The sequence below is a fragment of the Streptomyces sp. P9-A4 genome, assembly GCF_036634195.1.
GTDB lineage: Bacteria > Actinomycetota > Actinomycetes > Streptomycetales > Streptomycetaceae > Streptomyces.
This window is the reverse complement of sequence record NZ_JAZIFY010000001.1, coordinates 5,927,527-5,953,182: the sequence shown is the minus strand read 5'-3', so window position 1 is coordinate 5,953,182 and position 25,656 is coordinate 5,927,527. Positions and strand designations below refer to the sequence as shown.

Here is a 25,656-nt window from a genome sequence, read left to right as displayed (position 1 = left end):
TGCGTGATACATACATGCGGGTCACACGTCACACACCTGTCCGCCAGCAGGAAAAGTGGGTTGCCTCATGTCCGCAACACGACGTCAGATCCTCTCCCGCACCGGCGCCTCCGTCGCCGGGATCGCCTTCACCGGCGCACTCTCCGAACTCTTCGCAGGCAGCGCCGGTGCCGCCCCGGGCGTCGGTCACACCGGCCGGGGAGGCTACGGCCCCCTCGTCCCCGACCCCGACGGCCTGCTCGACCTCCCGGCCGGGTTCCGCTACCAGGTGCTCTCCCGGCAGGGCGACCAGCTCCGCTCCGGCGAGGGCCGGGTCCCCAGCAATCCCGACGGCATGGGCGCCTTCGCCGGCCGCCGGGGCCGCGTCCACCTGGTCCGCAACCACGAGAACCGGGTCACCGGGAAGATCGCCGTACCCACCGTCCCCGGCCTCACCTACGACCCGGCGGGCAAGGGCGGCTGTACGGCCCTGGAGCTCGACGGCCGGAACAACGTCCTCGGCGAGCGGGTCGCCATCGCCGGCACCGCCGTCAACTGCGCGGGCGGTCCCACCCCCTGGCGCACCTGGCTGACCTGCGAGGAGACCGAGGACAGGGCCGGGACCAACGGGTACACCAAGGACCACGGCTTCATCTTCGAGGTCGACGGCGCCGACCCGCACCGCACCGGAGCCGTCCCGCTCACCGCGATGGGCCGCTTCCAGCACGAGGCCATCGCGATCGACCCGGCGAGCGGAGTCGTCTACGAGACGGAGGACGCCTTCGAGCACCCCTTCGGCCTCTTCTACCGCTTCCTCCCGGAGAAGCCGCTCGGCGGCACGGGCTCGCTCCGCGCGGGCGGCGCCCTGGAAGCCATGCGGGTGCCCGGCGTCCCCGACCTCTCGGTGGTCCAGGAGACCGGCACCCGCTTCGAGGGCATCGAGTGGGTCCCCGTACCCGATCCCCTGGCGGCCGGGACGCCGGTCAGGCACCAGGACTTCGGCCCCCGGGGCATCACGCACGCCCAGAAGCTGGAGGGCTGCTACTGGGGCGGGCGGGCCGTCTACTTCGTGTCCTCCTTCGCGCGCGAGAAGGACGGCTCCGGCGCCACCCACTTCGGGCAGGTCTGGAAGTACGAGCCGCACCGCCGCCGCCTCACCCTCGTCGTCGTCTTCGGCCCGAGCACCGACGTCCGGCTCCCCGGCGAGTCCCCGGACAACATCTGTCTGGCGCCGGGCGGGGGCCTGATGGTCTGCGAGGACGGCGAAGGGGCGCAGCACGTCTTCGGGGTGAGCGAGCGGGGCGAGGTGTACGCGGTCGCGAGGGGCGCGCAGAACATCGGGACCCCGGACGCCCCGGAGTGGGGCGAGTTCGCGGGCGTCACCTTCTCTCCGGACCGGAGCACGATGTACGTGAACTGCTACACGCCGGGCACGACGTTCGCGGTGACGGGCCCGTGGTGCTGAGCGAGCCCGCGCCGCTGCGGGACCTGCTGCGGGTCCCGGTGGGCGAGCGGATCGACCTCACCGCGTACGACGCCGCCGCGACCCCGGGCGGCCCGGCCGGCAAGGCGGCCGGCCGGGCCGCCACCGCCGCCCTCGCGCCCCGCCTCGCCGGACTCCAGGAACGTCTGTACGCGTCGAGCACGGCGGGCGACCGCCGTCGTGTCCTGCTGGTGCTCCAGGGCATGGACACCAGCGGGAAGGGCGGCACGGTCAAGCATGTGATCGGCCTGTTCAACCCGTCGGGCTGCCGTATCCACGCCTTCAAGGCCCCGACACCGGAGGAGCGGAACCACCCCTTCCTCTGGCGGATCACAAGGGCGCTCCCCGGGCCGGGCGAGATCGGCATCTTCGACCGCTCGCACTACGAGGACGTGCTCATCGCCCGCGTACGGGAGCTGGTCCCGCGCCGTATGCTCGGCCGCCGCTACGGCCAGATCAACCGCTTCGAGAAGTCCCTCGCCGAGGACGGCGTGACGGTGGTCAAGGTCTTCCTCCACCTCTCGTACGAGGAGCAGCGCGACCGCCTCCTGGAGCGCCTGGACAATCCCGAGAAGCACTGGAAGTTCAACCCCGGCGACATCGAGGAACGCGCGCTGTGGCCGGCGTACCGGGAGGCGTACGAGATCGCCCTCGAACGCTGCGCGACGGACGAGGCCCCCTGGTACCTGGTCCCGGCGGACCGCAAGTGGTACCGCAACTGGGCGATCAGCAAGCTCCTCCTGGAACACCTGGAGGCGCTGGACCCGGCGTACCCGCCGGGGGACTTCGACATGGAGGAGTGCCGGGCCCGGCTCCTGGCCACATGAGCGGCCCGGCGGGTGAACCGCCGGGTCCCGTGGGCGCACACGGGTGTCATGACCGCCGAGCCGTCAGCAGATCATCACATTGATCGGTTAACTTCCGGTCGTGAACACTTCTGTACGAAAGTTGGCGGCTCTCGGCCTTCTGGGCGCCGTCCTCGTCGGCTGTGGCAGTGGCGCGGCCGAAACCCCGGCGGCGAAGGCGACGGCGAAAGCGACCGTCGCCGGAACCCCCTCGCCCCGGGCCAGCGCCGCCGCCCCCGGCCCGAAGCCCGCGCGCGTTCCCGCCGCCCCGCCCACCATGGCCCTCGGGCCCGGTGGGCTCACCCCCGTCTACACGCGCCGCGCGAAGGGCGCGGAGAAGGTCGTCGCGCTCACCTTCGACGCCGACATGACGGCCGATCAGGGGCCCCGGGCCGCCGCGGGCGAGCACTTCGACAACCCCGAACTGATCGCGACCCTGCGCCGCCTCAAGGTGGACGCGACCGTGTTCATGACGGGCCGCTGGGCGGAGGAGTACCCCGACCAGGCGAAGTCCATCGGCGGCGACCCGCGCTTCGAGATCGCCAACCACTCCTACAGCCACTACGCCTTCGCGAACCCCTGCTACGGCCTCCCGACGGTCTCCGGGCCCGACATGGCCTCCGACGTGCAGCGGGCCTTCGACGCCTTCCGCGACGCCGGGGCCGTCAACGTCGTCCCGTACTTCCGCTTCCCCGGCGGCTGCTACGACGACGCCGCCCTGCGCGCCCTCGCGCCCACCGGGGTGACCGCCGTCCAGTGGGACGTGGTCAGCGGGGACGCCTTCGCGAAGGACGCCGACGCGGTCGCCGAGCAGGTCCTCGACGGCGTCAGGCCCGGCTCCCTCGTCGTCATGCACTGCACCCGCAGCGCCGCCCCCGTCACCGAGCGGGCGATCCGCCGGATCGTCCCGGAACTCCGGGCCCGCGGCTACCGCTTCGTGAAGGTCTCCGAGCTGATGAGCCGCTGACCCGGCGCCCTCACTCCAGGCGCGCCGTGGCCCGGCACGCCAGGGCCGCGACCGCCCCCGCCAGCAGCAGCGCGCCGCCGCAGGCCGCCCAGGGCGGGTCGGCGGTCGTCGTGCGGGCCCCCTCGACCAGGGCGGTCATCGCGTGCTTCGCCGGGGAGCCGGTGGTCACCAGCGCGAGCAGCGAACCGAGCACGAGGGCGGCCAGCGACCAGCCGGTGGCCCGGAGGAAGGGACGCGAGGCCAGCGCGCCGACGGCGGCGCCCGTCAGGGCGCAGGCCCCTGCCGCGAGCAGCCCGGCAAGGGCCGCGGCGGTCGCGGTGACCCCGCGCCTGTTCCCGGTCGCCGTCACCACGAGCACGGCGACCGTACCGACCAGAACCGGCCAGGCGGCCCCGGTGAGCAGCGCCGCGAGATGCGCCCGGCCCCGGCCGGCCGCCGCCGCGACCACGGTCCGGGCGGCGGGCGGCTCCTGGGTCAGGCAGATCCGCACGGACCAGGCGGACACCGGGAGCAGCGCGGCGGCGGTGAAGCCGAGCGCGCCGAGCACCGGTTCGCCGGCCTGGACGCCGACGCCGATGAACACCGCGTAGAGGAGCAGCGGCGCCAGCCAGCGCTGGGAGCGGAACAGCAGACCCGACTGGTAGCGCAGGAGCGCCGTCATACCCGTACGCCTTCGGTGCCCAGGTGGTGGACGTGCCAGGACGCGGCGAGCAGCACGCCCAGGAGGGCGTCGGAGTGGGCCGCGTCCACGGTCAGGACGGTGGTGCCGTCGGGGCCGGGGGCGGTCGAAGGGCCGCCGGGCAGACGCCCGGGGAGCGCGCGGCCACCGGAGACGGTGATCAGGACGGGCGGGCGGAGGGACGCGGCCTCCGGTGAGGCGGAATCGCGCCTCGACTCCGGTGAGGCCCAATCGCGCCTCGACTCCGGTGAGGCCCAATCGCGCCTCGCCTCCGGTGCGTCGGAGCCGCGCCTCGCCGCCCGTACGCCTCCGGTCGCGCCCGCGCCGATGGCTTGTACGTCCCCGGCTTCCCGTACCCGTACCCGCCCTTCCCCCACCGCGTACACCGCGTCCGCCTCGCCCGTCAGCCGTCGGGGGTCGTGGTCGACGAAGACGACCGTCGCCCCGGCCGCCAGGCGTTCGCGGACGGCCGTGTCCAGTTCGGCGCGGGCACCCGTGTCCAGGCCGGTCCAGGCCTCGTCGAGGACCAGGAGCGCCGGGGCGGCCAGCAGGGCCTGGGCGACGGCGACCTTCTGGCTGGTGCCCTTGGAGAGTTCCGCCATGGCCGTACGGGCGTGGCCGGCCGCCCCGAAGCGTTCCAGCCACTCCCCCGCCCCGGCCCGCGCCGCCCCCCGGCCGAGGCCCTGGACCCGGCCGAGGTGCACCAGGTAGTCGACGGCCGTGAACAGCAGGGCGACCGGGAAGCGTTCGGGGACGTACGCGGTACGGTCCGGCCGGCCGGTGATCCGGCCCTCGGTGGGCGCGTCGGCCCCGGCGACCAGCCGCAGCAGCGTGGACTTGCCGCCGCCGTTGCCGCCGACGACCCGGACGAGGGCCCCGGCGGGCAGGTCGAGGCCCACCTCGCGGAGCACCCACGGCCCCCGGAGGCCGTGGCGGCGCCCGACCCGCTCCAGCCTCAACCGGCCGAGTTCTTCTGCGGGGTCGCCTCGCTGGGCCGGACCACCACGAAGCCCTGCCCCTCCAGCTTCAGCTGCACCGCCTCGCCGGAGCCGCCGCGCATCATCGAGCCGAGCGACTGGGAGCGGTTCAGCGAGGTGTGCAGGTTCTCGCTCCAGCCGACGACGGCGTCGGTGTCGACGTAGACCGGGGCCTGCGGGGTGACGGGGATGACGATCGGGTTGCCCTCGCAGATCAGGGCGACCTTCCCGTAGCCGGAGAAGACGGAGTTGAAGAGGCCGCCGCCGGTCATGCCGGCGCCCTTCACCGTCCTGATCTCGTAGTGGAGGGTGGGGTCGAAGCAGAGCACGTTCCGGCCGTTGACGGAGAACGCGTCGCCCTGCTCGATCTCGACGATGAAGCAGTTCTGCGCCTCGTGCGCGAACCATGCCTCGCCCTGGCCGCGCACGGCCATCAGCGCCAGGCCCTCACCCGTGACGGCGCGCTTGAGCAGGCCGCCGATGCCCTGGCCCTTGCGCTCGAACTGGAGATCGCCGCGGAAGGCGATCATCGATCCCTGGCGCGCGTGCATCTCGCCGTTGACGGTGTACTTGACCGACTTGGCGTTCTGGAGGGTCATCCCCGGGAAGTCGGAGACCTCGGCGAGGTTCTCGCCGGCGAAAAGATCACTCTTCATGGGGGCATCCTGGCCCGGAAGCCCCGGCTCCCACAAGGATCGCTCGTCACGGCAGTGGCAGACTTGCCGGGTGAGCAGCAACGACACCGATCTCCGCGATGAGAAGCCCCAGTTCGTCCTTCCCCTGGTGGTGCGGATCGAACGGGACGCGCCGCCGTCCCGCACCGACGCCCTGGAGACCGCGGCGCGCGCCGTCCTGGAGATTCTGACCGACGACCGTTCCCTCGGCGAGGGCGAGTGGGCCCAGGTCATGACCGACTGGCAGGACGCCCGCATCCGCAAGGTGGTGCGCCGGGCGCGCGGCGCCGAATGGCGGCGCGCGGGCACCCTCCCCGGCATCACGGTCACGGGGAAGGAAGCGGAGGTACGCGTCTTCCCGCCGGTCCCGCTCGACGGCTGGCCCAAGGACCTGGCCAAGCTCCAGGTGTCCGGCACCGACCTCGACGACCCGGCCGCGCCCGGCCCCGTACCGGACGGGGCGGCGGTCCTGTGGCTCAATCCGGAGCTCGACATGTCGGCGGGCAAGGCGATGGCCCAGGCCGGGCACGGGGCGCAGCTGCTGTGGTGGGCGATGCCGGACGCGGACCGCGCGTCCTGGCGGGACGCGGGCTTCCCGCTCGCCGTGCGCACCGCCCCCGCCGGGGAGTGGCCCGCGCTGACGGCGAGCGGGCTTCCGGTGGTGCGGGACGCGGGCTTCACCGAGATCGCGCCGGGCTCCTGCACGGTGGTGTCGGCTTTCCCGGGCAGGGTGTGACGGGAGAGAACCCCGGGGCGTGACCGGAAGGGATTCACGGGCGTGACCGGATCGGGACCTCTCTCCGTGACCGGATCGGGACCTCTCTCCCTGACCGGAACGGAACCTCAAATCAAGCTCTGAACGTCCCCCTCCCGGGGTTCGAACGTCCCCCACGGGGCCATCAGGTGGGTGACTGAGGACCGAAGGAGGGGGACATGACGGCACTCGGCATCGGCATCGGCTGGCGTCCCGAGATCGCGGAAGCGGTGGAGGGGCTGTCCGGCGTCGACTGGGTGGAGGTCGTCGCGGAGAACATCTGCGCCGGCCATCTGCCCGACTCACTGACCCGGCTGCGGCAGCGCGGCGTCACGGTCGTCCCGCACGGGGTCTCGCTCGGGCTCGGCGGCGCCGACCGCCCCGACCCGGCGCGCCTGGCGGCGCTCGGCGAGAAGGCGGTGGCGCTGGGGGCGCCGCTGGTCACGGAGCACATCGCGTTCGTACGGGCCGGGGGCCCGCTCACCGCGACCCCGCAGCTCGAAGCCGGCCACCTGCTGCCGGTGCCCCGGACCCGGGACGCGCTCGACGTGCTCTGCGAGAACGTGCGCATCGCGCAGGACGCGCTGCCCGTGCCGCTCGCTCTGGAGAACATCGCGGCCCTCATCGCCTGGCCGGGCGAGGAGATGACGGAGGGGCAGTTCCTGGCGGAGCTGGTGGAGCGTACGGGGGTACGGCTCCTCATCGACGTCGCCAATCTGCACACCAACCACGTCAACCGGGGCGAGGACCCGGCACGGGCGCTCGCCGAACTTCCGGTGGAGGCCATCGCGTACGTGCACGTGGCGGGCGGCGTGGAACGGGACGGCGTCTGGCACGACACCCACGCACACCCGGTACCGGAGGCGGTACTCGACGTACTGGCGGACCTGGCCGGCCGCATCACGCCGCCGGGGATCCTTCTGGAACGGGACGACGACTTCCCTCCGGCGGAGGAGCTGGCGGGAGAGCTGGAGGCGATCAGGACCACAACTGGCGTGGGCATGCGTTCCGCCGGGGCGATGGGGGTCCCCCCGGACGAAGTCCGGGAGAAGGTGGGCACAGCCCACGCACACGGGACACGTTCCCCGCTGCCCGCACCCCTGGGAACCGTCGACGCCCCGCTTCTCATCGGCGCGGGCGCCCGCGCCTCAGGCGGCCCGATGCCGAACGCCACCCCCGCCGCGGAGGACGTACCGCAGCCCGCGCAGCGAACCGCCGCACGTCAGCGCGCAGCCGTGGCCCAGGCCGCCCTCCTCTCCGCGCTCGTCGCCGGCACCCCCGCGCCCGAGGGCTTCGACACCCGGCGGCTCGGGGTCCAGAGCCGGGCCCTCGCCGCCAAGCGGGCCGGGGTCGTCGCGAAGGTCGCGCCGGAGCTGCCGGAGATCCTCGGCAAGGGCTTCCGGCCCGCGTTCCTCGCGTACGCCAGGAGCCGCCCCATGTCCGGCGGCTACCGCCGTGACGCGCTCGACTTCGCCGAGCACCTGCTGCTCGCCGACCGCCCGGAGGACCCGGCGGCGCGGCGGCAGCTCACGGAGTGGTGGCAGGACCGTTCCGGCAGCCGCCCGCCCGGCCGCGCGACCCGGCTCGTACGGGCCGCCCGTCACGCCCTCGTACGGAGATGACCATGAACCTTCTGATCGTGCTCATCCACCTCGCGGCGGCCGCCGGCATCGCCCTCGTCATCACCCGGGTCGTCCGCACCCGCGGCGGTCCCGGCGGGCCGGTCCACGACCGGTACGAGGTCGCCTTCCTCAACGGCGGCCCGGCCAGGGTCGTCGACACCGCCCTCGCCGCCCTCCAGGCGGACGGCAGACTCGCGGTCGGCGGCCCCGGCATCGTCGCGATCGTCCGTCCCACCGCGCACGACCCGGTGGAGCGGGCCGTCCTCCAGGAGCACGCCGCCGCCCCGCACGGGGCCCTGCACCACCTGCGGCTGGGGGTGATGCGGCACCCGGCGGTCCAGGAGATCGGCAGCGGTCTCGCGGCGCGCGGGCTGGTGGTGGACCCGGCGACGCGGCGGACCACCGCCCGCTGGTGCGGCATCCTCGCCCTGGCGGCCTTCGCGCTCCTGCCGCTCTCGGTCTTCCTCACGGTGGTCGACTTCGCCGCCGACCCGGAGTTCCGGCTGCCGTTCGTCTTCAAGGTGGCGCCGGTGCTGTTCGCCGCCGTGATCACCGGCGCCGTCTGCGGGTCGATCGCCGGGAAGCAGGTCACCCCGGCCGGCCGCCGCGCGGTCCGCGCCTACGGGCGGGCGCACGGTCATCTCGGGGACATCGGCCATCTCGTGGCCCTGTACGGGCTGCGGGCCCTGCCGGACCCGGTGCTCCGGGAGCAGCTCGTCGCCGCCGCCCGGTTCTACGCGCCGCCGCGCAGGAACCGGCGCGGCGGGCGGCGTTCGCCGAGCCAATTCTCCTCCTCCGACGCGGCCCTCCTCGGGGTGGCGACGGAGTGGTGCGCGACCAACAGCTCCTGCGGAGGCGGCGGCGGAAGCTCCTGCTCGGGCGGCGGCTCGTCCTGCTCGGCCGGGTCCTGTTCCTCCGGCTCCTGCTCGGGCGGCGGTTCGAGCTGCGGCGGTTCCGGGGGCGGTTCGAGCTGCGGGAGTTCCAGCTCGTGTTCGAGTTCCAGCTCCAGTTCGTGTTCCAGCTCCAGTTCGTGTTCCAGCTCCAGCAGCAGCTGAGCGGTGCCTGCGGAGCGGCTGTTCGAGTGGCGGGGCGGCCCGTCCTCCCGATAGAACCGGGTGATGATCTGGGTTCCGCTCCTCCTGGTGGCGTTCGTGGTGGCCGGTGTCGGCTGTACACGGATCTGCCGTGCCTCGCTCGCCGTCGCCCGTCCCCACGAGGCTTCCGGCGGTTCCGGTGAACTCACCGTCGGTGAGGCGGCCTACCTCGCGGGCGGGCCACTGCGGGTCACCGATCTGACCCTGGTGTCACTGCACCGGAAGCGGCGGCTGCTGCTCGCCCACACCGGCTGGGCGACGGTCGTGGACGCCACCGGCCACGGGGGCGAGGGGGACGCGCTGGAGCGGGCCGTGTTCGGGGCCATCGGGCCCGCCGGGCAGTCATCGATCCCCGCCGTGCGTCCGGTGGTGGCCGCCGCCGACGCCGTACGCTCCCTCGCGGACGGGCTCGTCGACCGGGGGCTCGCCGTGTCCGAGGCGGGCCGCCGGGAGGTCGCCGCCGCGCTGCGGGCGGTGCGGGCCGGTTTCCTGCTGAGCCTGGCGCTGGGGACGGCGTCGGCGCTGCTCGTACCGGCCGGCGAACGGGGCCCGGTGCTCGCCGGGTTCGCACTGCCGCTGGCCGGTTCGGGGCTCTGTCTGCTGATCGGCCTGACCGAGGTGTACCCGCACACCCGCTGGGCCTCCCCCGCCGGTCAGCGGCTGCTCGCGGGCCTCTCGCCCGCCGATCCGCTGACGGCCCTCGCGACGCGCGGACCCGCCGTCCTCGAACCGGAGCTGCGGGCCGCCCTGCTGGGCGGGGAGTCAGGGAGAAGGTCCCGGAAATGACGCCGGTGCGGCGCGCGAGACCGCGCGCCGCACCCGGTGCCGGACCCGGTGTCGCTGGAGCGGCGGGCGGTGTTCCCGCCTGCCGTCTGATCTTCCGGGTCGAGGGGTGGCGCACCCGGCCGGGAGCCGGGCCGCCACCAGGTTTCGTACGGCCGTCAGGCCAGGGCCGCCACCAGTTCGGCGACGCTCTTGCGGCGGCCGGTGTAGAACGGGACCTCTTCGCGGACGTGCATCCGGGCCTCGGAGGCGCGCAGGTGGCGCATGAGGTCGACGATGCGGTGCAGCTCGTCGGCCTCGAAGGCGAGGATCCACTCGTAGTCGCCGAGCGAGAAGGAGGCGACCGTGTTGGCGCGGACGTCCGGGTAGCCACGGGCCATCTTGCCGTGGTCGGCGAGCATCCGGCGGCGGTCCTCGTCCGGCAGCAGGTACCAGTCGTAGGAGCGCACGAAGGGGTAGACCGAGACGTAGTCGCGCGCGTTCTCGTCGGCCAGGAAGGCCGGGATGTGCGACTTGTTGAACTCGGCGGGGCGGTGCAGCGCCATGTTCGACCAGACCGGCTCCAGGGCGCGGCCCAGCTTGGTACGGCGGAAGAGGTTGTACGCCTCCTGGAGCTCGTCGCTCGTCTCGGCGTGCCACCAGATCATGACATCGGCGTCGGCGCGCAGACCGGAGAGGTCGTACGTGCCACGGATGGTGATGTCCTTGGCCGCGAGCTGGTCGAACAGCTCCTGGACCTCGTCGGCGTAACCGCCGCGGTCCTCGGGGAGAACGTCGCGCAGCTTGAAGACGGACCACAGGGTGTAGCGGATGACCTCGTTGAGGTCCTTCGCCTTCTTACCGGCGTTCGGGATCTTTTCGGGCGCACTCATACGCCTATTCTCGCCCGTCACAGGGAGTGCCCCGCACCGGGGTCGGTCCTTTTCGACGTGGCGATGATCTCGTCCCCGGCCTTCGCCCCGAACTCCCGGAGGATCTCGTCGGCGGCGCGGTGGGCCGAGGCGACGCAGGCGGGGATCCCGACGCCGTCGTACGCGGCTCCCGCGACCCGCAGTCCGGGCAGCGCGGCGACCGCCTCGCGGACCCGGGCGACCCGGGCGAGGTGGCCGACCGGGTACTGCGGCAGGCCGTCGAGCCAGCGGGTGACCGTGGTGGCGACGGGCCGGGCGGCGAGCCCGGTGGCGGCGGCCAGGTCCTTGAGGGAGGCGGCGACCAGGTCGGCGTCCTCGCGGTGGACCTGCGCCTCCTCGCCGTGGCGGCCCACGGAGGTGCGGAGCACGAACAGGTCGGGGGCGCCGTCGGTGACCCACCGCCACTTCCGCGAGGAGAAGGTGGAGGCCTTGATCGTGTGGCCGTCGACGGGTGGAACGAGGAACCCCGAGCCCGGCAGGTCCGGCATGTCGGAGCGGCGGAAGGCCAGGGTGACCAGGGCCATGGAGGCGTACGCGACGGCGTCGAGTTCGGCGGAGGCGGCGGGCGCGTGCTCGGCGAGCAGCGCGGCGGCGGGCCCGGCGGGGGTGGCGAGGACGACGCCGTCGGCGGTGAGGACGCGGTCGCCGCTGACGACCTGCCAGCCACCGTCCGGGGTGCGGCGCAGCGCGGTCACGGGGGCGTTGGTGAGGATCTCGCCGCCGGCCGCCCGGATCGCGTCCGCGACGGCGCCGGGCAGGGTGCCGACGCCGCCGTCGATGCCGAGGAAGACGGAGCCGCCGAGGCCGGTGGCGGCGCCCGCCGCGTCGGTCGGGACGGTCGCGCCGGCCTGCTGCACGGCGCGGACGGCGGCGGTGAGCGTGGGGTGGGAGCGGGCGGCCTCGAAGAGGGCGGGGACGGCGGCGCGCATCGAGATGCGGTAGGCGTCACCGGCGTACACCCCGCCGAGGAGGGGTTCCACGAGCCGGTCGACGACCTCGTGGCCCATGCGGGCGGCGACGTACGCGCCGATGGCGATGTCCTCGCCGATCTCGGTCGGCGGCAGCTCGCGGTCCTCCCCGATGCGGCGCAGGCCCTCCTCGGAGAGCAGGCCCTCGACGGCGCGGGCGTCGCCGGGGACGCCCATGACGTGGCCCTTGGGCATGGGGACGAGCGCACCCCGGGACCAGACGGACGCGGTGGTGGTGGCGGGGGGCTGGAGGCGGTCGCCGAGGCCGACGGTCCTGGCGAGCTCCACGGCCTCGGGGCGGCGGGCGAGCAGCGACTCCGCGCCGAGGTCGACGGGCGCGCCCGCGATCTCCCCGGCGAGCAGCTTGCCGCCGAGCCGGTCCCCCGCTTCGAGGAGGGTCACCTTGTGGCCGGCGACGGCCAGCCGGTGGGCGGCGGCGAGGCCGGCGATTCCGCCTCCGGCGACGACGACATGGGATCCCGTGGTGTCCGCGTTCATGGGACCACTCTCTCAAATCACCCACGGGCCCCCGCCCGGAGGTCACCGCGACCGCCCGCGCCCGTTCCGAGGCCGGACCGTGACCGCATCGCTACCGCCGGAGGGCAACCCGTCGGGTGGGTCGTACGTCGAACCGGCGACACCTACCACCCCTGGGGGGACTCGATGCGGAACTCACGTACGACGGCAAGAACACGGGTGGCGGCGGGCGCGGCCCTGCTCACCGCCACGCTGGCCCTCACCGGCTGCGGTGCGAGCGGCACCCAGGCGGACGAGGCCGGCAAGCGGGACCTGGGCGCGGCGCGGCCAGCCGACGGCTCCGGGGCCGGGGCGGCGGAGGGCACGACCGACGGCGCTCCGGGAGCGGCGGCGGCGAAGGCCGCGCCGAAGGCCGCCGCGCAGAGCCACGTCATCCGTACCGCCTCGCTGTCCGTGGAGGTCGGCGACGTGACGGAGGCGCTGGCCACGGCCCGTACGGTGACGGCGGGCGCGGGCGGGCACGTCGAGAACGAGACGACGGAGCGGGGCGACGAGGGGTACGTCACCTCCCGCGTCGTGCTGCGCGTGCCGCAGGAGCGGTACGACTCCGTCCTCACCGAACTCGCGGGTTCGGGGAAGCTGCTGGCCCGCAAGGCGGACGCGAAGGACGTCACCGGGCAGGTCGTGGACGTCACGAGCCGGATCGCGACCCAGCGGGCGAGCGTCGCGCGGGTGCGGGAGCTGATGGACCGGGCGGAGCGGCTGTCCGACGTGGTGACCCTGGAGGGCGAGCTGAGCCGCCGCCAGGCGGACCTGGAGGCGCTGCTCGCCCAGCAGGCCTCGCTGAAGGACCAGACCTCGCTGGCGACGATCACCCTGGATCTCACGGAGAAGCGGAAGGAGCCGAAGGCCGCCGCACCCGAGGACGACCGCCCCGGCTTCCTCGACGCCCTCGGCGGCGGCTGGGACTCGCTGGTGGGCGCGGTGGCCTGGGTCGTGATCGTCCTTGCGGCGCTGGCCCCGTGGCTCGCGGTCGCCCTGATCGCCTTCGTCCTGTGGCGTCGGGTGATCCGCCCCCGCCTCCCCCGCAGGGCCGGTGCCGCTCCCGCGCCGCTGCCGGTGCCGCGCCCCGGACAGGCCGGACCGGCGCGGAACGCCGCCGGAGCGGTCATGTCCCCGGCGCCGCCGGAGGCGCCCGGCACCGGCGAGTGAGCCGAAGGGCCGTTCCACCGGCTTCGGTGCCCCGGAGACGCCCAGGACCCCCAGCACCGGCAAGTGAGCCGAAGGGGCGCGCCGGTGGAACGGCCCCGAGCGCGCGGAGCCTCCTGAGGAACGAGGGAGGCGAGCACGGTCGGGGCTGTTCCACCGGCTTTGGCGCCCCGGAGGCGAACGCGCCCAAAATAGGGGGATGAGCGAACGACTGGTGGTCATCGGTGGCGACGCGGCGGGGATGTCCGCCGCGTCGCAGGCGCGCAGGCTCAAGGGGCCCGGGGAGCTGGAGATCGTCGCCTTCGAGCGCGGCCACTTCTCCTCGTACTCGGCCTGCGGCATCCCCTACTGGGTCGGCGGCGACGTCGCCACGCGCGGCGAGCTGATCGCCCGCTCCCCCGAGGAGCACCGGGCCCGCGACATCGACCTGCGGATGCGGACGGAGGTCACGGCGATCGACGTGCCCGGCCGGCGGGTCCTCGCGCGGGACCTGGAGGCGGGGACGGAGTCCTGGACCGGCTTCGACAAGCTCGTGATCGCCACCGGGGCCCGGCCCCGCCGTCCCGCGCTGCCGGGCATCGACGCGCCCGGGGTGCACGGGGTGCAGACCCTGGACGACGGGCAGGCGCTGCTCGACTCCCTGGCGGGTACGCCGGGGCGGCGGGCGGTCGTGGTCGGCGCGGGGTACATCGGGGTGGAGATGGCGGAGGCGCTGCTCAACCGGGGTTACGAGGTGACGGTGCTGACGCGGGGCGAGCAGCCGATGGCGACCCTGGACCCGGACATGGGCCGGCTGGTGCACCGGGCGATGGACGGGCTCGGGATCACGACGGTCGCGTCGGCGGAGGTGACGAAGATCCTGGCCGGCGCGGACGGGAGGGTCCGGGCGGTGGCGACGGACGCGGCCGAGTACCCGGCGGACGTGGTCGTCCTCGGCATGGGCGTGGTACCGGAGACCTCGCTCGCGCGGGCGGCGGGCCTGCCCGTCGGCACGTCCGGCGGGCTGCTCACGGATCTCGCGATGCGGGTGCGGGGCCACGAGGACATCTGGGCGGGCGGTGACTGCGTGGAGGTGCTCGACCTGGTCTCGAACCGGGATCGGCACGTGCCGCTGGGGACCCACGCGAACAAGCACGGCCAGGTCATCGGGGCCAACGTCGGCGGCGGCTACGCGACCTTCCCGGGCGTGGTGGGGACGGCGGTGTCGAAGGTCTGCTACCTGGAGATCGCCCGGACCGGCCTGCGGGAGAAGGACGCCCGCGAGGTGGGGCTGCGGTACGTGACGGTGACGGTGGAGTCGACCAGCCGGGCGGGCTACTACCCGGGGGCCGCGCCGATGACGGTGAAGATGCTGGCGGAGCGGCGTACGGGACGGCTGCTCGGGGTGCAGATCGTGGGCCGGGAGGGCGCCGCGAAGCGGGTGGACATCGCGGCCGTGGCGCTGACCGCCGGGATGACGGTGGAGGCGATGACGGCCCTGGACCTGGGGTACGCGCCGCCGTTCTCACCGGTGTGGGACCCGGTGCTGATCGCGGCGCGCAAGGCGACGGCGGCGGTCCGGGCGGCGGGCTGACACGGCGACGCCTCCGCCCGGTGGGGCGGAGGCGTCGGCCGGAGCGGGTGACCCGTCAGACGGCCGTGCGGGTGTGCACGTACTCGACGAGACGGGACAGGGCGTCCGGGTCCATCGAGGGCATGACGCCGTGGCCCAGGTTGAAGACGTGACCCTCCAGGTCCTTCGCGGCGGCCAGCACCTCGTCGGTCTTGGCCTCGACGACCTCGGTCGGGGCGAACAGCACGGCCGGGTCCAGGTTGCCCTGGAGGGCCTTGCCGGGGCCGACGCGGCGGGCGGCCTCGTCGAGCGGGACGCGCCAGTCGACGCCGACGACGTCCGCGCCGGCCTCGCCCATGAGGCCGAGCAGCTCGCCCGTACCGACACCGAAGTGGATGCGCGGGACGCCGTAGCCGGCGACCGCGTCGAAGACCTTCACGGAGGCCGGCATCACGGAGCGGCGGTAGTCGGCGGGGGCGAGGGCGCCGACCCAGGAGTCGAAGAGCTGGACGGCGGAGGCACCGGCCTCGATCTGCACCTTGAGGAAGGCCGAGGTGATCCCGGCGAGGCGGTCGAGCAGGTCGGCCCAGAGCTGCGGGTCGCCGTACATCATCGCCTTGGTGCGCTCGTGGCTGCGCGACGGGCCGCCCTCGACGAGGTAGCTCGCGAGGGTGAAGGGCGCGCCGGCGAAGCCGATGAGCGGGGTGTCGCCCAGCTCCTCGGTGAGCATCCCGATGGCCTCGGTGACGTAGTGGACGTCCTCGGGGGTCAGGTCGCGCAGCCGGTCGAGGTCGGCGCGGGTGCGGATCGGGTCGGCGACGACCGGGCCGACGCCGGGCTTGATGTCGAGGTCGAGGCCGATGGCCTTGAGCGGGACGACGATGTCGCTGAAGTAGATGGCGGCGTCGACCTTGTGGCGGCGGACGGGCTGGAGAGTGATCTCGGTGACCAGCTCGGGCCGCATGCACGATTCGAGCATGGGGATGCCCTCGCGCACCTTGAGGTACTCGGGGAGGGAACGCCCGGCCTGTCGCATGAACCAGACAGGGGTGTGCGGCACGGGCTCTCGCCGGCACGCCTTGAGGAACGCGGAGTCGTACGTCCGCGACTGCTGCTTCGTCTGCTGGCCCTGCGGGCTGTCCATGGCACTCACGCCCAGAATCTTCGCATGTGGCGGGAAGCCGCTCGTCCGGGCCGGGTGTCCCTCCCTGCGCGAAGGCCCCGTTCCGCCTACTCTTCCCCGCATGGCTGCGGCTCAGGGACATTTTTCCGATCATTCCGACGGCGATCGAGGGACGGACGAAACGGCGGACAGTACGGAGACGAACTCGGTGCCACCCGCGTTCCGGCGCGCGGTGGAGGCCTTGCGTTCGGCAAGGCTGCGGCCCGAGATGGAGATCGATCCGACGAGGCCGCCGCAGCGCCTCGCCCCGTACGCGTACGCGGTGGAGGCGGCCGTCGTGGACGGCGAGGAGGATCTGGCGGACGGCCGGCTGGTGCTGCTGCACGATCCGGACGGCCATGAGGCCTGGAAGGGAACGTTCCGGCTGGTGACCCTGGTCCGGGCGGAGCTGGAGCCGGAGATGGCGGCGGACCCGCTGCTGCCCGAGGTGTGCTGGTCCTGGCTGACCGGGGCGCTGGAGGCCCGGGGACTGGCGTACGGGGAGGCGAGCGGGACCGTGACGATGGCGGGCTCGCACTATTTCGGCGGTCTCGCGGACCGCCGGCCGGCCACGCAGATCGAGATCCGGGCGTCCTGGACGCCGCGCGAGGGTCTGGGCGGGGTGCCGGACACGGGGGCGCACCTGGCGGCCTGGTGCGATCTGCTCTGCCAGATCGCGGGGCTGCCGCCGGCACCGGCCGAACCGGGGACGGCGGGGACGGTATCGGGCGCGGGGGTCGTCTCGTTGCCCCAGCGACGGGGCCCGCAGCAGACCTGAGGGACCAGATCAAGCCACTCTTCGGAGTGTCCGAACGGCGGCCCCGACGCTCCCCTCAGGGGTGACGGTGCGGGGGCCGCTCGTAGGATGATCGATCGCGCGTCCGAATTGCCCTAATTGTTACTCACTAAATCGTGATCTTTCCCTAAAGGCGGGCGGCTCACCTGCCGAAGGAGTCAATGACCCCTTCACAGCACGGGTTCGCCCCCGGCTTCTTCCCCGAGCCGGCTCCGTCCCGCACCCTTCCCCCCAGGAGGCCTGGTGTCCGTTCTCCTCGAGCAGCCCGCAAGCCTGGTCGCCTACCGCCCGAACAAGCCGACGGCCATGGTCGTCGTGGCCGACCCGCGCGTCCGCTCCACCGTGACCCGCCACCTGTGGGCCCTCGGAGTACGCGACGTGATCGAGGCTTCTTCCATCGCGGAGGCACGTCCCCGCGTCGGCAACCCGCGCGACATCTGCGTTGCCGACGTCCACCTGCCCGACGGCAGCGGCCTCACGCTGCTGTCCGAGACCCGTGCCGCGGGCTGGCCCAACGGCCTCGCCCTCTCGGCCGCCGACGACATCGGCGCCGTGCGCAACGCCCTCGCGGGCGGCGTGAAGGGCTATGTCGTCACCGGTACGCGCACCAACATCGGTCACCCCACCCGGCCCGGCGCCGCCCCCATCGGCGCCGCGGCCGCACGGCTCGGCCACCGCCGCCCCCCGGGTGCCCCGAGCCACCCGGGCGGCTACCGCGAGCTCTCCGGCCGTGAGGTCGAGGTGCTCCGGCTCGTCGCGGAGGGCCAGTCGAACAAGGCGATCGGCGTCTCCATGGGCCTCTCGGCCCTCACCGTGAAGAGCCACCTCGCCCGCATCGCCCGCAAGCTGGGCACCGGCGACCGCGCCGGCATGGTCGCGGTGGCCCTGCGGACCGGGATCATCCACTGACGGCAGCCGAAAGGAAGCCCGCGCCTGTCGACGGAACGTTCCGTCGACAGGCGCTTGCCGTTCACCGATACCCTTGACAGGTGACCGACGCCCAAGAGACCGCAGCAGACACAGCACTGCGCACCACCGGGGGCGGCCCCCCGGACGACGATGTCCCTGCGAATGGGCTTCCGATCCCGTTGCTGGAGCCCCGCGAGGGGATTCCGCCCGTCGTCGAGACCGAGGAAGCCCTCGCCGAGGTGATCGCCGCCTTCGCCGCGGGCCGCGGCCCCGTCGCCGTGGACGCCGAGCGCGCCTCCGGCTACCGCTACGGGCAGCGCGCCTACCTCGTACAGCTCCGCCGGGAAGGCGCGGGCAGCGCGCTCATCGACCCGGTCGGCTGCCCCGACCTCTCCGGCCTCGGCGACGCGCTCGCCGGGACCGAGTGGATCCTGCACGCCGCGACCCAGGACCTCCCGTGCCTGCGCGACATAGGCATGCGCCCGACCTCGCTGTTCGACACCGAGCTGGCCGGACGGCTCGCGGGCTTCCCGCGCGTCGGCCTCGGCGCGATGGTCGAGTCCGTCCTCGGCTACGCCCTGGAGAAGGGCCACTCCGCGGTGGACTGGTCCACCCGCCCACTGCCCGAGCCCTGGCTGCGGTACGCGGCCCTCGACGTCGAACTCCTCGTCGACCTGCGCGACGCGCTGGAGAAGGAACTCGACCGCCAGGGCAAGCTGGACTGGGCCCACCAGGAGTTCGACGCCATCGCCTCCGCCCCGCCGGCCCCGCCGCGCAAGGACCCGTGGCGGCGCACCTCCGGGATGCACAAGGTGCGGCGCCGTCGCCAGATGGCGGTCGTACGGGAGCTGTGGACGGCCCGCGACAAGGTCGCCCAGCGGCGTGACGTCTCCCCCGGCAAGGTGCTGAGCGACGCGGCGATCGTGGAAGCGGCGCTGGCCGTGCCCGTGAACCTGGCCGCGCTCACCGCCCTGCCCGGTTTCGGGCACCGGATGGGCCGGCGCCAGCTGGAGCAGTGGCAGGCGGCGGTGGACCGCGCCAGGGCCCTGCCCGAGAGCGAACTGCCGCAGCCGGGCACGCAGGTGGCGGGCCCGCCGCCGCCGCGCGCCTGGGCGGACAAGGACCCGGTCGCGGCGGCCCGCCTCTCGGCGGCGCGCGCGGCGGTGTCGGCGCTCGCGGAGGAGCTGAACCTGCCGCAGGAGAACCTGATCACCCCGGACACCGTGCGCCGGGTCTGCTGGGAGCCGCCGGCCCAGGCCGGCCCGGAGAGCGTGGCGGCGGCCCTCGCGGGCCACGGCGCGCGCCCCTGGCAGGTGGAGCTGGTGACCCCGCTCCTGGTGAAGGCGCTGACGGCGACGGCGTGACACCGCCTCCGGCGCCTCGACGAAAGGGCCCCCGGCACTCCCGCCGGGGGCCTTCGCGCACCCCGCCGCGGATGTGACCTTCGCCGCTTGGCCCCCAGGGGCTGGGCAGCTTGGTTACCCGCAAGTAGCATGGGGGGAGCAAGCGCGCGCTTAGGTGCGCGCCGCAGCAGTGCCATCCCGCACCCTGGAGGAGAGCCATCGTGCCTCGTACCGTCAGGGACGTCGTCTTCGTCGACGGCGTCCGCACCCCGTTCGGCAAGGCGGGCCCGAAGGGCATCTACCACGAGACCCGCGCCGACGACCTCGTCGTCAAGGCCATCAGGGAGCTGCTGCGCCGCAACCCGGGCCTCGACCCCGCGAAGATCGACGAGGTCGCCATCGCCGCGACCACGCAGATCGGCGACCAGGGTCTGACCCTCGGCCGTACGGCGGGCATCCTCGCCGGGCTGCCGCAGTCGGTGCCGGGCTACTCCATCGACCGCATGTGCGCCGGCGCGCTCACCGCCGTCACCTCGGTCGCCGGTTCGATCGCCTTCGGCGCGTACGACGCCGTCATCGCCGGTGGCGTCGAGCACATGGGCCGCCACCCCATGGGCGAGGGCGTCGACCCGAACCCGCGCTTCGTCAGCGAGAAGCTGGTCGACGAGTCCGCCCTCTTCATGGGCATGACCGCCGAGAACCTGCACGACCGCTACCCGAGCATCACCAAGCAGCGCGCCGACGAGTACGCCGTGCGCTCGCAGGAGAAGGCCGCCAAGGCGTACGCCGACGGCAAGATCCAGCAGGACCTGGTGCCGATCTCGGTCCGCCGTACCGACGCCTCCACCGGTGAGACCGGCTGGGGCCTGGTCACCGCCGACGAGCCGATGCGTCCGGGCACCACCCTGGAGTCGCTGGCCGGTCTGAAGACGCCGTTCCGCGTCCACGGCAACGTCACCGCGGGCAACGCCGCCGGTCTCAACGACGGCGCCACCGCCTCGATCATCGCCTCCGAGGACTTCGCCCGCGAGCACGACCTCCCGGTGAAGATGCGCCTCGTTTCGTACGCCTTCGCCGGTGTCGAGCCCGAGGTCATGGGCTACGGCCCGATCCCGGCGACCGAGAAGGCCCTCGCGAAGGCCGGTCTGTCCATCGAGGACATCGACCTCTTCGAGATCAACGAGGCCTTCGCGGTCCAGGTCCTCGCCTTCCTGGAGCACTACGGCATCGCCGACGACGACGCCCGCGTCAACCAGTACGGCGGCGCCATCGCCTACGGTCACCCGCTCGCCTCCTCCGGCGTCCGTCTGATGACGCAGCTGGCCCGCCAGTTCGAGGAGAACCCGCAGGTCCGCTACGGCCTCAACACGATGTGCGTCGGCTTCGGCATGGGCGCCACGGTCATCTGGGAAAACCCCCACTGGGAGGGCAAGTGAGCACCACCGCCGAGCTTCTGAAGGGCGCCGCGGAGCTCTTCCCGGACGAGGTCGTCACCTCCGCCCACGTACGGCACTTCGAACTGCCCGCGGGTGCGGGCCGGTTCGCGCTGATCACGCTGGACAACGGCTTCGACCACACCAAGCCGACCACCTTCGGCCCGCAGTCGCTCGCCAACCTGAACACGGCGATCGACCAGGTCGAGGCCGAGGCCGCGAACGGTGAGATCACCGGCGTCGGCATCACCGGCAAGCCGTTCATCTTCGCCGTCGGCGCCGACCTCAAGGGCGTCGAGCTGCTGCGCAAGCACGACGAGGCGCTGGCCATCGGCAAGGGCGGCCACGACGTCTTCAAGCGTCTGTCCGCGCTCGCCGTGCCGACCTTCGCGTACTACAACGGCGCGGCCATGGGCGGCGGTGTCGAGGTCGGTCTGCACTGCACCTACCGCACCGTCTCCAAGGCCCTCCCGGCCTTCTCGCTGCCCGAGGTCTTCCTCGGTCTGGTCCCCGGCTGGGGCGGCTGCGCCCTCCTGCCGAACCTGATCGGCGCGGAGAAGGCCGTCTCGGTCATCATCGAGAACTCGCTGAACCAGAACCGCCAGCTCAAGGGCAAGCAGGTCTTCGAGCTCGGCATCGCCGACGCGCTGTTCGAGGGCGCCGACTTCCTGGAGCAGTCGCTGATCTGGACGGCCTCCGTCCTGAACGGCTCCGTGACCGTCGAGCGCCCCGAGATCGACCGCGGCGAGGGCTGGGACCAGGCCGTCGCCAAGGGCCGCCTCGTCGCCGACTCCAAGGTGCACGGCGCCGCCCCGGCCGCCTACCGCGCCCTCGACATCATCGAGGCCGCCAAGGACGGCGACCTGCAGAAGGGCTTCGACGCCGAGGACCAGGCCCTCGCGGACCTGATCATGGGCGGCGAGCTGCGCTCCGGCATCTACGCCTTCAACCTGGTGCAGAAGCGCGGCAAGCGCCCCGCCGGCGCCCCGGACAAGTCGCTGGCCCGTCCGGTCACCAAGGTCGGCGTCGTCGGCGCCGGTCTGATGGCCTCCCAGCTGGCCCTGCTCTTCCTGCGCCGTCTGGAGGTGCCGGTCGTCCTGACCGACATCGACCAGGAGCGGATCGACAAGGGCGTGGGCTACGTCCACGGCGAGATCGAGAAGCTGCTCGGCAAGGGCCGGATCAACCAGGACAAGGCCAACCGTCTCAAGGGCCTGGTCTCCGGTGTCCTGGACAAGGCCGAGGGCTTCGGGGACGCGGACTTCATCATCGAGGCCGTGTTCGAGGAGATGGGCGTCAAGCAGAAGGTGTTCGCGGAGGTCGAGGCGGTCGCCCCGGCGCACGCGATCCTCGCCACCAACACCTCCTCGCTGTCCGTCTCGGAGATGGCCTCCAAGCTCCAGCACCCGGAGCGCGTGGTCGGCTTCCACTTCTTCAACCCGGTCGCGATCCTCCCGCTCCTGGAGATCGTCCGCGGCGAGAAGACGGACGACGCCTCGCTCGCCACCGCCTTCGGTGTCGCGAAGAAGCTCAAGAAGACCGCGGTCCTGACGAAGGACGCCCCGGCGTTCGTCGTGAACCGCATCCTGACCCGCTTCATGGGCGAGATCCAGAACGTCATCGACGAGGGCACCTCGGTCGAGACGGCCGAGAAGGCCATCGAGCCCCTCGGTCTGCCGATGTCGCCGCTGGTCCTCCTGGAGCTCGTCGGCCCGGCGATCGGTCTGCACGTCTCCGAGACCCTGAACCGCTCCTTCCCGGAGCGCTTCACCGTCTCGCCGAACCTCAAGCGGGTCGTCGAGGCCGGCAAGCGCGGCTTCTACGTCTACAACGCCGAGAACGGCTTCAAGCCGGAGCTCGACCCGGAGGTCGCCGCCCTTCTCGTCCAGGGCGACTCCGTCCTGACGGAGGAGCAGGTCCGCGACCGCGTCCTGGACGCGGTGGCGCAGGAGATCGGCCTGATGCTGGAGGAAGGTGTCGTCGCCGAGGCGCAGGACATCGACCTCTGCCTGATCACGGGCGCGGGCTGGCCCTTCCACCTGGGCGGCATCACGCCGTACCTGGACCGTGAGGGCGTCTCCGAGCGCGTCAACGGCAAGCCCTTCCTCGCGCAGGGCGTGGCGAGCGTCCCGGCGTAACCACCCCTCAGGGCGTACGCGGACGGCCCCGGCACCTTCTCCAGGTGCCGGGGCCGTTCCCGTCGTCCACGGGGGCGTCGGGGGCGCGTGTCACCCTGTCAGGGGTACGCCCCCGACAGGGTGGGTGCGGGTCACCCTATGGAGCGCCAGCCCTCCAGGAGGAGTCCCTCCGCCGCCTTCTGACGGGTGGTGATCAGCTGGGCGCCGCCGACCAGGGCCATCGCGACGAGCCGGCCGTCGAGGCCCCGGGTGAGGACGGTCGCGAGGTCGCCCTGCGGGTCCCCGGTCTCCGACCACGTGATGCCGTCGGCCTCCTGCTCGCTCGGGTAGGCCGCGAGGGCGAGCCGGCCGTCGTCGGACTGCTGGGCGAGGACCGTGCAGTCGAAGCCGTCGATGAGGCAGCGGGTGGCGGCGAGCCGGCCGGTGCCGACCGCGTCGCCGACGGTCGTGGGCTCCAGGGAGCGGTCCGGCGACCAGGCGCGGACCTTGCCCGCCTTGTCGACGTAGAAGAGCGTCACGTGCCCGGAGGGGCCGGTCACGGTCGCGAGGGTGCCGAAGGTGACCTCGGCGGGCAGCACGTCCTGGCGGACCGGGCGGGCGCCCGGCTCCTCCTGGACGTAGCGGAGCAGGCCCTTGTCGGTCGTGGTGAGGAGCTCGACGCGCCCCTCTCCGTTGACGGCGGCGACCGGGGAGGGGTCCGTGCCCGAGCCGTGCAGGTCCCACCAGGGGTGCCAGCCGCCGGCGTCCTTCTGGGCGCGGACGCTGAGTCCGCCGCCGCCGTTGCGCATGAAGACATGCGCGCGGCCCTGGGCGTCCACCGCGACGGTGGGGTTGCCCGTCCACCGCCACTTGCCGTTGGAGTGGCCGATCGAGCGCCAGGGGGCGGCCGGGCGGCCGGTCTGGAACTGGACGCTGTGGACCAGCTCGACGTGTCCTTCGCCCCCGGTGGTGGGGCGCACGCCGACGAGGTGGACGTAGCGGTCGGCGCCCTGGCCGACCGCGAGGAAGGGGTTGAGTCCGTCGCCGCCGAGCGAGTCGGGGCCGCTCCAGCCGCCGTCCGGCCGCTCGGTCCAGCGCAGCACCTCCCCGTCCCGTGGCAGGTAGGCGCTGAACCTCCCCTCCTCTCCTCTGGTCAGCCAGGCGCCTTGGAGCAGGGGGGCGGTGGCGCCGTGGGTGCGGGCAGCGGGGACCTGGGATCGATTCGCCATGGGGGGGATCCAGCACTCCGGTGGTCGGAAGGAGTTCGGGTACGAGCCGACTGTAGTCGCCCTCCCGAACCCCGCCTTCCGCGCCTGCGGCAACGGCCGCTCAGTACCGGGACTCCCCGCCCGCCCGCCCGAGCCGACTGTGACCGCGCCCGTACAGGAAGTACACGACGAAGCCGATCAGCATCCACACGGCGAAGCGGAACCAGGTCTCGCCGGGCAGGTTGAGCATCAGCCAGACCGAGGCGGCGATGGAGAGGATGGGCAGGAAGGGCACCCAGGGGGTGCGGAAGGCGCGCGGCAGGTCGGGGCGGGAGCGGCGGAGCACCATGACGCCGACGGCGACCACGACGAAGGCGAAGAGCGTGCCGATGTTCACCAGGGTGGCGAGTTCGTTGATGCTGGTGAAGCCGGCGACGACGGCGATGATCGTGCCGAGCAGGATGGTGGGCCGGTAGGGGGTCCTGAAGCGCGGGTGCGTCTTGGAGAAGAAGCGCGGCAGCAGGCCGTCGCGGCTCATCGCGAAGAACACCCGGGTCTGGCCGAGGAGCAGGATCAGACAGACCGTGGTGAGGCCGATGGCGGCGCCGAAGCTGATCACTCCCGCGTAGAAGGGGTGTCCGGCGGCCTTGAAGGCGTCGGCGAGGGGGGCGCTCACGGACAGCTCGGTGTAGTGCTGCATACCGGTGACGACCAGCGCGACGGCCACGTACAGCACGGTGCAGATGAGGAGCGAGCCGAGGATGCCCCGGGGCATGTCCCGCTGCGGCAGCTTGGTCTCCTCGGCGGCGGTGGCGACGACGTCGAAGCCGATGAAGGCGAAGAAGACGACGGAGGCGGCGGTGAAGATGCCCATGACGCCGAAGTTGGTCGGCTCGTAGCCGAACATCAGCTGGACCAGCGGTTCGCTCCAGCCGGAGCCGCCACCGGGCGGGGTGACGGCCGGCGGGATGAAGGGCTTGTAGTTGTCGCCGACGATGAAGAACAGACCGGCGACGATCACGATCATCACCACGGTGACCTTGATCGCGACGACGACGGTGGTGATCCGGGCGGAGAGCTTCATGCCCAGGACGAGGACCACGGTGAGCACCAGGACCAGCAGGAAGGCCAGGATGTCGAAGGTGCCGCCCGGGATGTCGGGCCCTTCGAGCGCGGCCGGCAGATGCCAGCCGATGTTGTCCATCAGGGATCTGACGTAGCCGGACCAGCCGACGGCGACCACCGCCGTGCCGAGGGCGAACTCCAGGACCAGGTCCCAGCCGATGATCCAGGCGGGCAGCTCGCCGATGGAGGCGTACGCGAAGGTGTACGCCGATCCGGCCACCGGCACCGTCGAGGCGAACTCGGCGTAGCAGAGGGCGGCCAGGGCGCAGACGATGCCGGCCACGACGAAGGCGAGGGCGGTGGCCGGCCCGGCGTTCTCCTTGGCCACCTTGCCGGTCAGGACGAAAATGCCGGTGCCGATGATGACGCCGACGCCGAAGACCGTCAGGTCCCAGGCCGACAGGGACTTCCGGAGCGCGTGCTCCGGCTCCTCCGTGTCGCGGATCGACTGCTCGACGGACTTGGTCCGGAACAATCCCGTGTTGGCGCGTGGCCGCTGGTCCGTGCTCACGTCGTACCTCCCTGCCAGGGGACTGCCCGTCCTGTGGTCAGAATGCACGCGAAAGGGCCGGTCGGCACTCCGAAGAGT

22 protein-coding genes are annotated in these 25,656 nt (G+C 73.1%); 14 read left to right on the top strand and 8 right to left on the bottom strand.

The window, feature by feature from the left end:
- Positions 1 to 67: 67 nt before the first annotated feature.
- The 3 genes from V4Y03_RS26750 to V4Y03_RS26740 all read left to right on the top strand — a co-directional run bounded on the left by V4Y03_RS26750 (position 68) and on the right by V4Y03_RS26740 (position 3,274).
- Positions 68 to 1,444 (top strand): alkaline phosphatase PhoX, encoded by a 1,377-nt coding sequence (locus V4Y03_RS26750; protein WP_317878086.1) that lies wholly within the window; start codon positions 68 to 70, stop codon positions 1,442 to 1,444.
- On the top strand, positions 1,435 to 2,289 hold the full coding sequence (locus V4Y03_RS26745) for a PPK2 family polyphosphate kinase (RefSeq protein ID WP_332436539.1): 855 nt from the start codon (positions 1,435 to 1,437) through the stop codon (positions 2,287 to 2,289). Before V4Y03_RS26750 ends, V4Y03_RS26745 begins: the two co-directional genes overlap by 10 nt.
- 121 nt (positions 2,290 to 2,410) lie before the next feature.
- Positions 2,411 to 3,274 (top strand): polysaccharide deacetylase family protein, encoded by an 864-nt coding sequence (locus tag V4Y03_RS26740; protein WP_443079891.1) that lies wholly within the window; start codon positions 2,411 to 2,413, stop codon positions 3,272 to 3,274.
- Between the two features lie 10 nt (positions 3,275 to 3,284).
- Here V4Y03_RS26740 and V4Y03_RS26735 read toward each other — a convergent pair whose 3' ends face one another.
- From V4Y03_RS26735 to V4Y03_RS26725, 3 genes are read right to left on the bottom strand one after another with little or no spacing between them, the layout of a single operon-like run.
- A complete protein-coding gene (locus V4Y03_RS26735) occupies positions 3,285 to 3,935 on the bottom strand; it encodes an ABC transporter (protein WP_332436537.1) in 651 nt (216 codons plus the stop codon).
- Entirely contained in the window at positions 3,932 to 4,912 is a 981-nt protein-coding gene (locus V4Y03_RS26730; protein ID WP_332436536.1) for an ATP-binding cassette domain-containing protein, read from the bottom strand. The genes V4Y03_RS26735 and V4Y03_RS26730 overlap by 4 nt, the downstream gene beginning before the upstream one ends.
- Positions 4,909 to 5,586, bottom strand: coding sequence for an AIM24 family protein (locus tag V4Y03_RS26725; RefSeq protein ID WP_317877562.1), 678 nt, complete (start codon positions 5,584 to 5,586; stop codon positions 4,909 to 4,911). The genes V4Y03_RS26730 and V4Y03_RS26725 overlap by 4 nt, the downstream gene beginning before the upstream one ends.
- A gap of 70 nt (positions 5,587 to 5,656) precedes the next feature.
- On the opposite strand from V4Y03_RS26725, the gene V4Y03_RS26720 reads away from it, so the two are divergent.
- The 4 genes from V4Y03_RS26720 (at position 5,657) to V4Y03_RS26705 (ending at position 9,860) form a co-directional block, all read left to right on the top strand.
- The gene (locus V4Y03_RS26720) at positions 5,657 to 6,340 is read left to right on the top strand and encodes a peptidyl-tRNA hydrolase (protein WP_317877561.1); all 684 of its coding nucleotides are present in this window, start codon (positions 5,657 to 5,659) and stop codon (positions 6,338 to 6,340) included.
- A gap of 197 nt (positions 6,341 to 6,537) precedes the next feature.
- On the top strand, positions 6,538 to 7,980 hold the full coding sequence (locus V4Y03_RS26715; RefSeq protein WP_332436535.1) for a DUF692 domain-containing protein: 1,443 nt from the start codon (positions 6,538 to 6,540) through the stop codon (positions 7,978 to 7,980).
- Positions 7,981 to 7,982: 2 nt separating this feature from the next.
- Entirely contained in the window at positions 7,983 to 9,035 is a 1,053-nt protein-coding gene (locus V4Y03_RS26710; RefSeq protein WP_332436534.1) for a TIGR04222 domain-containing membrane protein, read from the top strand.
- Between the two features lie 63 nt (positions 9,036 to 9,098).
- Entirely contained in the window at positions 9,099 to 9,860 is a 762-nt protein-coding gene (locus V4Y03_RS26705) for a TIGR04222 domain-containing membrane protein (protein WP_332436533.1), read from the top strand.
- Between the two features lie 155 nt (positions 9,861 to 10,015).
- Here the strand turns inward: V4Y03_RS26705 and hemQ are convergent, their stop codons facing one another.
- Together hemQ and hemG are read right to left on the bottom strand one after the other, a co-directional pair.
- Entirely contained in the window at positions 10,016 to 10,729 is a 714-nt protein-coding gene (hemQ, locus tag V4Y03_RS26700) for a hydrogen peroxide-dependent heme synthase (protein ID WP_317877557.1), read from the bottom strand.
- Between the two features lie 17 nt (positions 10,730 to 10,746).
- Positions 10,747 to 12,234 carry a protoporphyrinogen oxidase gene (gene hemG, locus V4Y03_RS26695; protein ID WP_332436532.1) on the bottom strand — a complete coding sequence of 496 codons (1,488 nt, stop codon included), beginning with the start codon at positions 12,232 to 12,234 and terminating at the stop codon, positions 10,747 to 10,749.
- A 165-nt stretch (positions 12,235 to 12,399) separates the two neighbouring features.
- On the opposite strand from hemG, the gene V4Y03_RS26690 reads away from it, so the two are divergent.
- Entirely contained in the window at positions 12,400 to 13,425 is a 1,026-nt protein-coding gene (locus V4Y03_RS26690; RefSeq protein ID WP_332436530.1) for a DUF4349 domain-containing protein, read from the top strand.
- Positions 13,426 to 13,621: 196 nt separating this feature from the next.
- The gene (locus V4Y03_RS26685) at positions 13,622 to 14,995 is read left to right on the top strand and encodes an FAD-dependent oxidoreductase (protein ID WP_332436529.1); all 1,374 of its coding nucleotides are present in this window, start codon (positions 13,622 to 13,624) and stop codon (positions 14,993 to 14,995) included.
- Between the two features lie 55 nt (positions 14,996 to 15,050).
- Here the strand turns inward: V4Y03_RS26685 and hemE are convergent, their stop codons facing one another.
- Complete coding sequence (gene hemE, locus V4Y03_RS26680) at positions 15,051 to 16,127, bottom strand: uroporphyrinogen decarboxylase (protein WP_442809835.1); 1,077 nt, start codon at positions 16,125 to 16,127, stop codon at positions 15,051 to 15,053.
- Positions 16,128 to 16,218: 91 nt separating this feature from the next.
- On the opposite strand from hemE, the gene V4Y03_RS26675 reads away from it, so the two are divergent.
- The 5 genes from V4Y03_RS26675 to V4Y03_RS26655 all read left to right on the top strand — a co-directional run bounded on the left by V4Y03_RS26675 (position 16,219) and on the right by V4Y03_RS26655 (position 22,755).
- A complete protein-coding gene (locus tag V4Y03_RS26675; protein WP_317878080.1) occupies positions 16,219 to 16,914 on the top strand; it encodes a DUF3000 domain-containing protein in 696 nt (231 codons plus the stop codon).
- 261 nt (positions 16,915 to 17,175) lie between these two features.
- Entirely contained in the window at positions 17,176 to 17,841 is a 666-nt protein-coding gene (locus tag V4Y03_RS26670; protein ID WP_015037008.1) for a response regulator transcription factor, read from the top strand.
- Between the two features lie 80 nt (positions 17,842 to 17,921).
- Positions 17,922 to 19,205, top strand: a complete 1,284-nt coding sequence (locus tag V4Y03_RS26665; RefSeq protein WP_332436524.1) for a ribonuclease D — start codon at positions 17,922 to 17,924, stop codon at positions 19,203 to 19,205.
- Between the two features lie 200 nt (positions 19,206 to 19,405).
- Positions 19,406 to 20,620: a thiolase family protein gene (locus V4Y03_RS26660; RefSeq protein WP_056557383.1), complete on the top strand. Its 1,215-nt coding sequence runs from the start codon at positions 19,406 to 19,408 to the stop codon at positions 20,618 to 20,620.
- The gene (locus V4Y03_RS26655) at positions 20,617 to 22,755 is read left to right on the top strand and encodes a 3-hydroxyacyl-CoA dehydrogenase NAD-binding domain-containing protein (protein WP_332436523.1); all 2,139 of its coding nucleotides are present in this window, start codon (positions 20,617 to 20,619) and stop codon (positions 22,753 to 22,755) included. The genes V4Y03_RS26660 and V4Y03_RS26655 overlap by 4 nt, the downstream gene beginning before the upstream one ends.
- 131 nt (positions 22,756 to 22,886) lie before the next feature.
- Here V4Y03_RS26655 and V4Y03_RS26650 read toward each other — a convergent pair whose 3' ends face one another.
- On the bottom strand, positions 22,887 to 23,963 hold the full coding sequence (locus V4Y03_RS26650; RefSeq protein ID WP_317873197.1) for a hypothetical protein: 1,077 nt from the start codon (positions 23,961 to 23,963) through the stop codon (positions 22,887 to 22,889).
- Positions 23,964 to 24,063: 100 nt separating this feature from the next.
- Positions 24,064 to 25,578 (bottom strand): amino acid permease, encoded by a 1,515-nt coding sequence (locus V4Y03_RS26645; RefSeq protein ID WP_317873196.1) that lies wholly within the window; start codon positions 25,576 to 25,578, stop codon positions 24,064 to 24,066.
- Positions 25,579 to 25,656 lie beyond the last annotated feature (78 nt).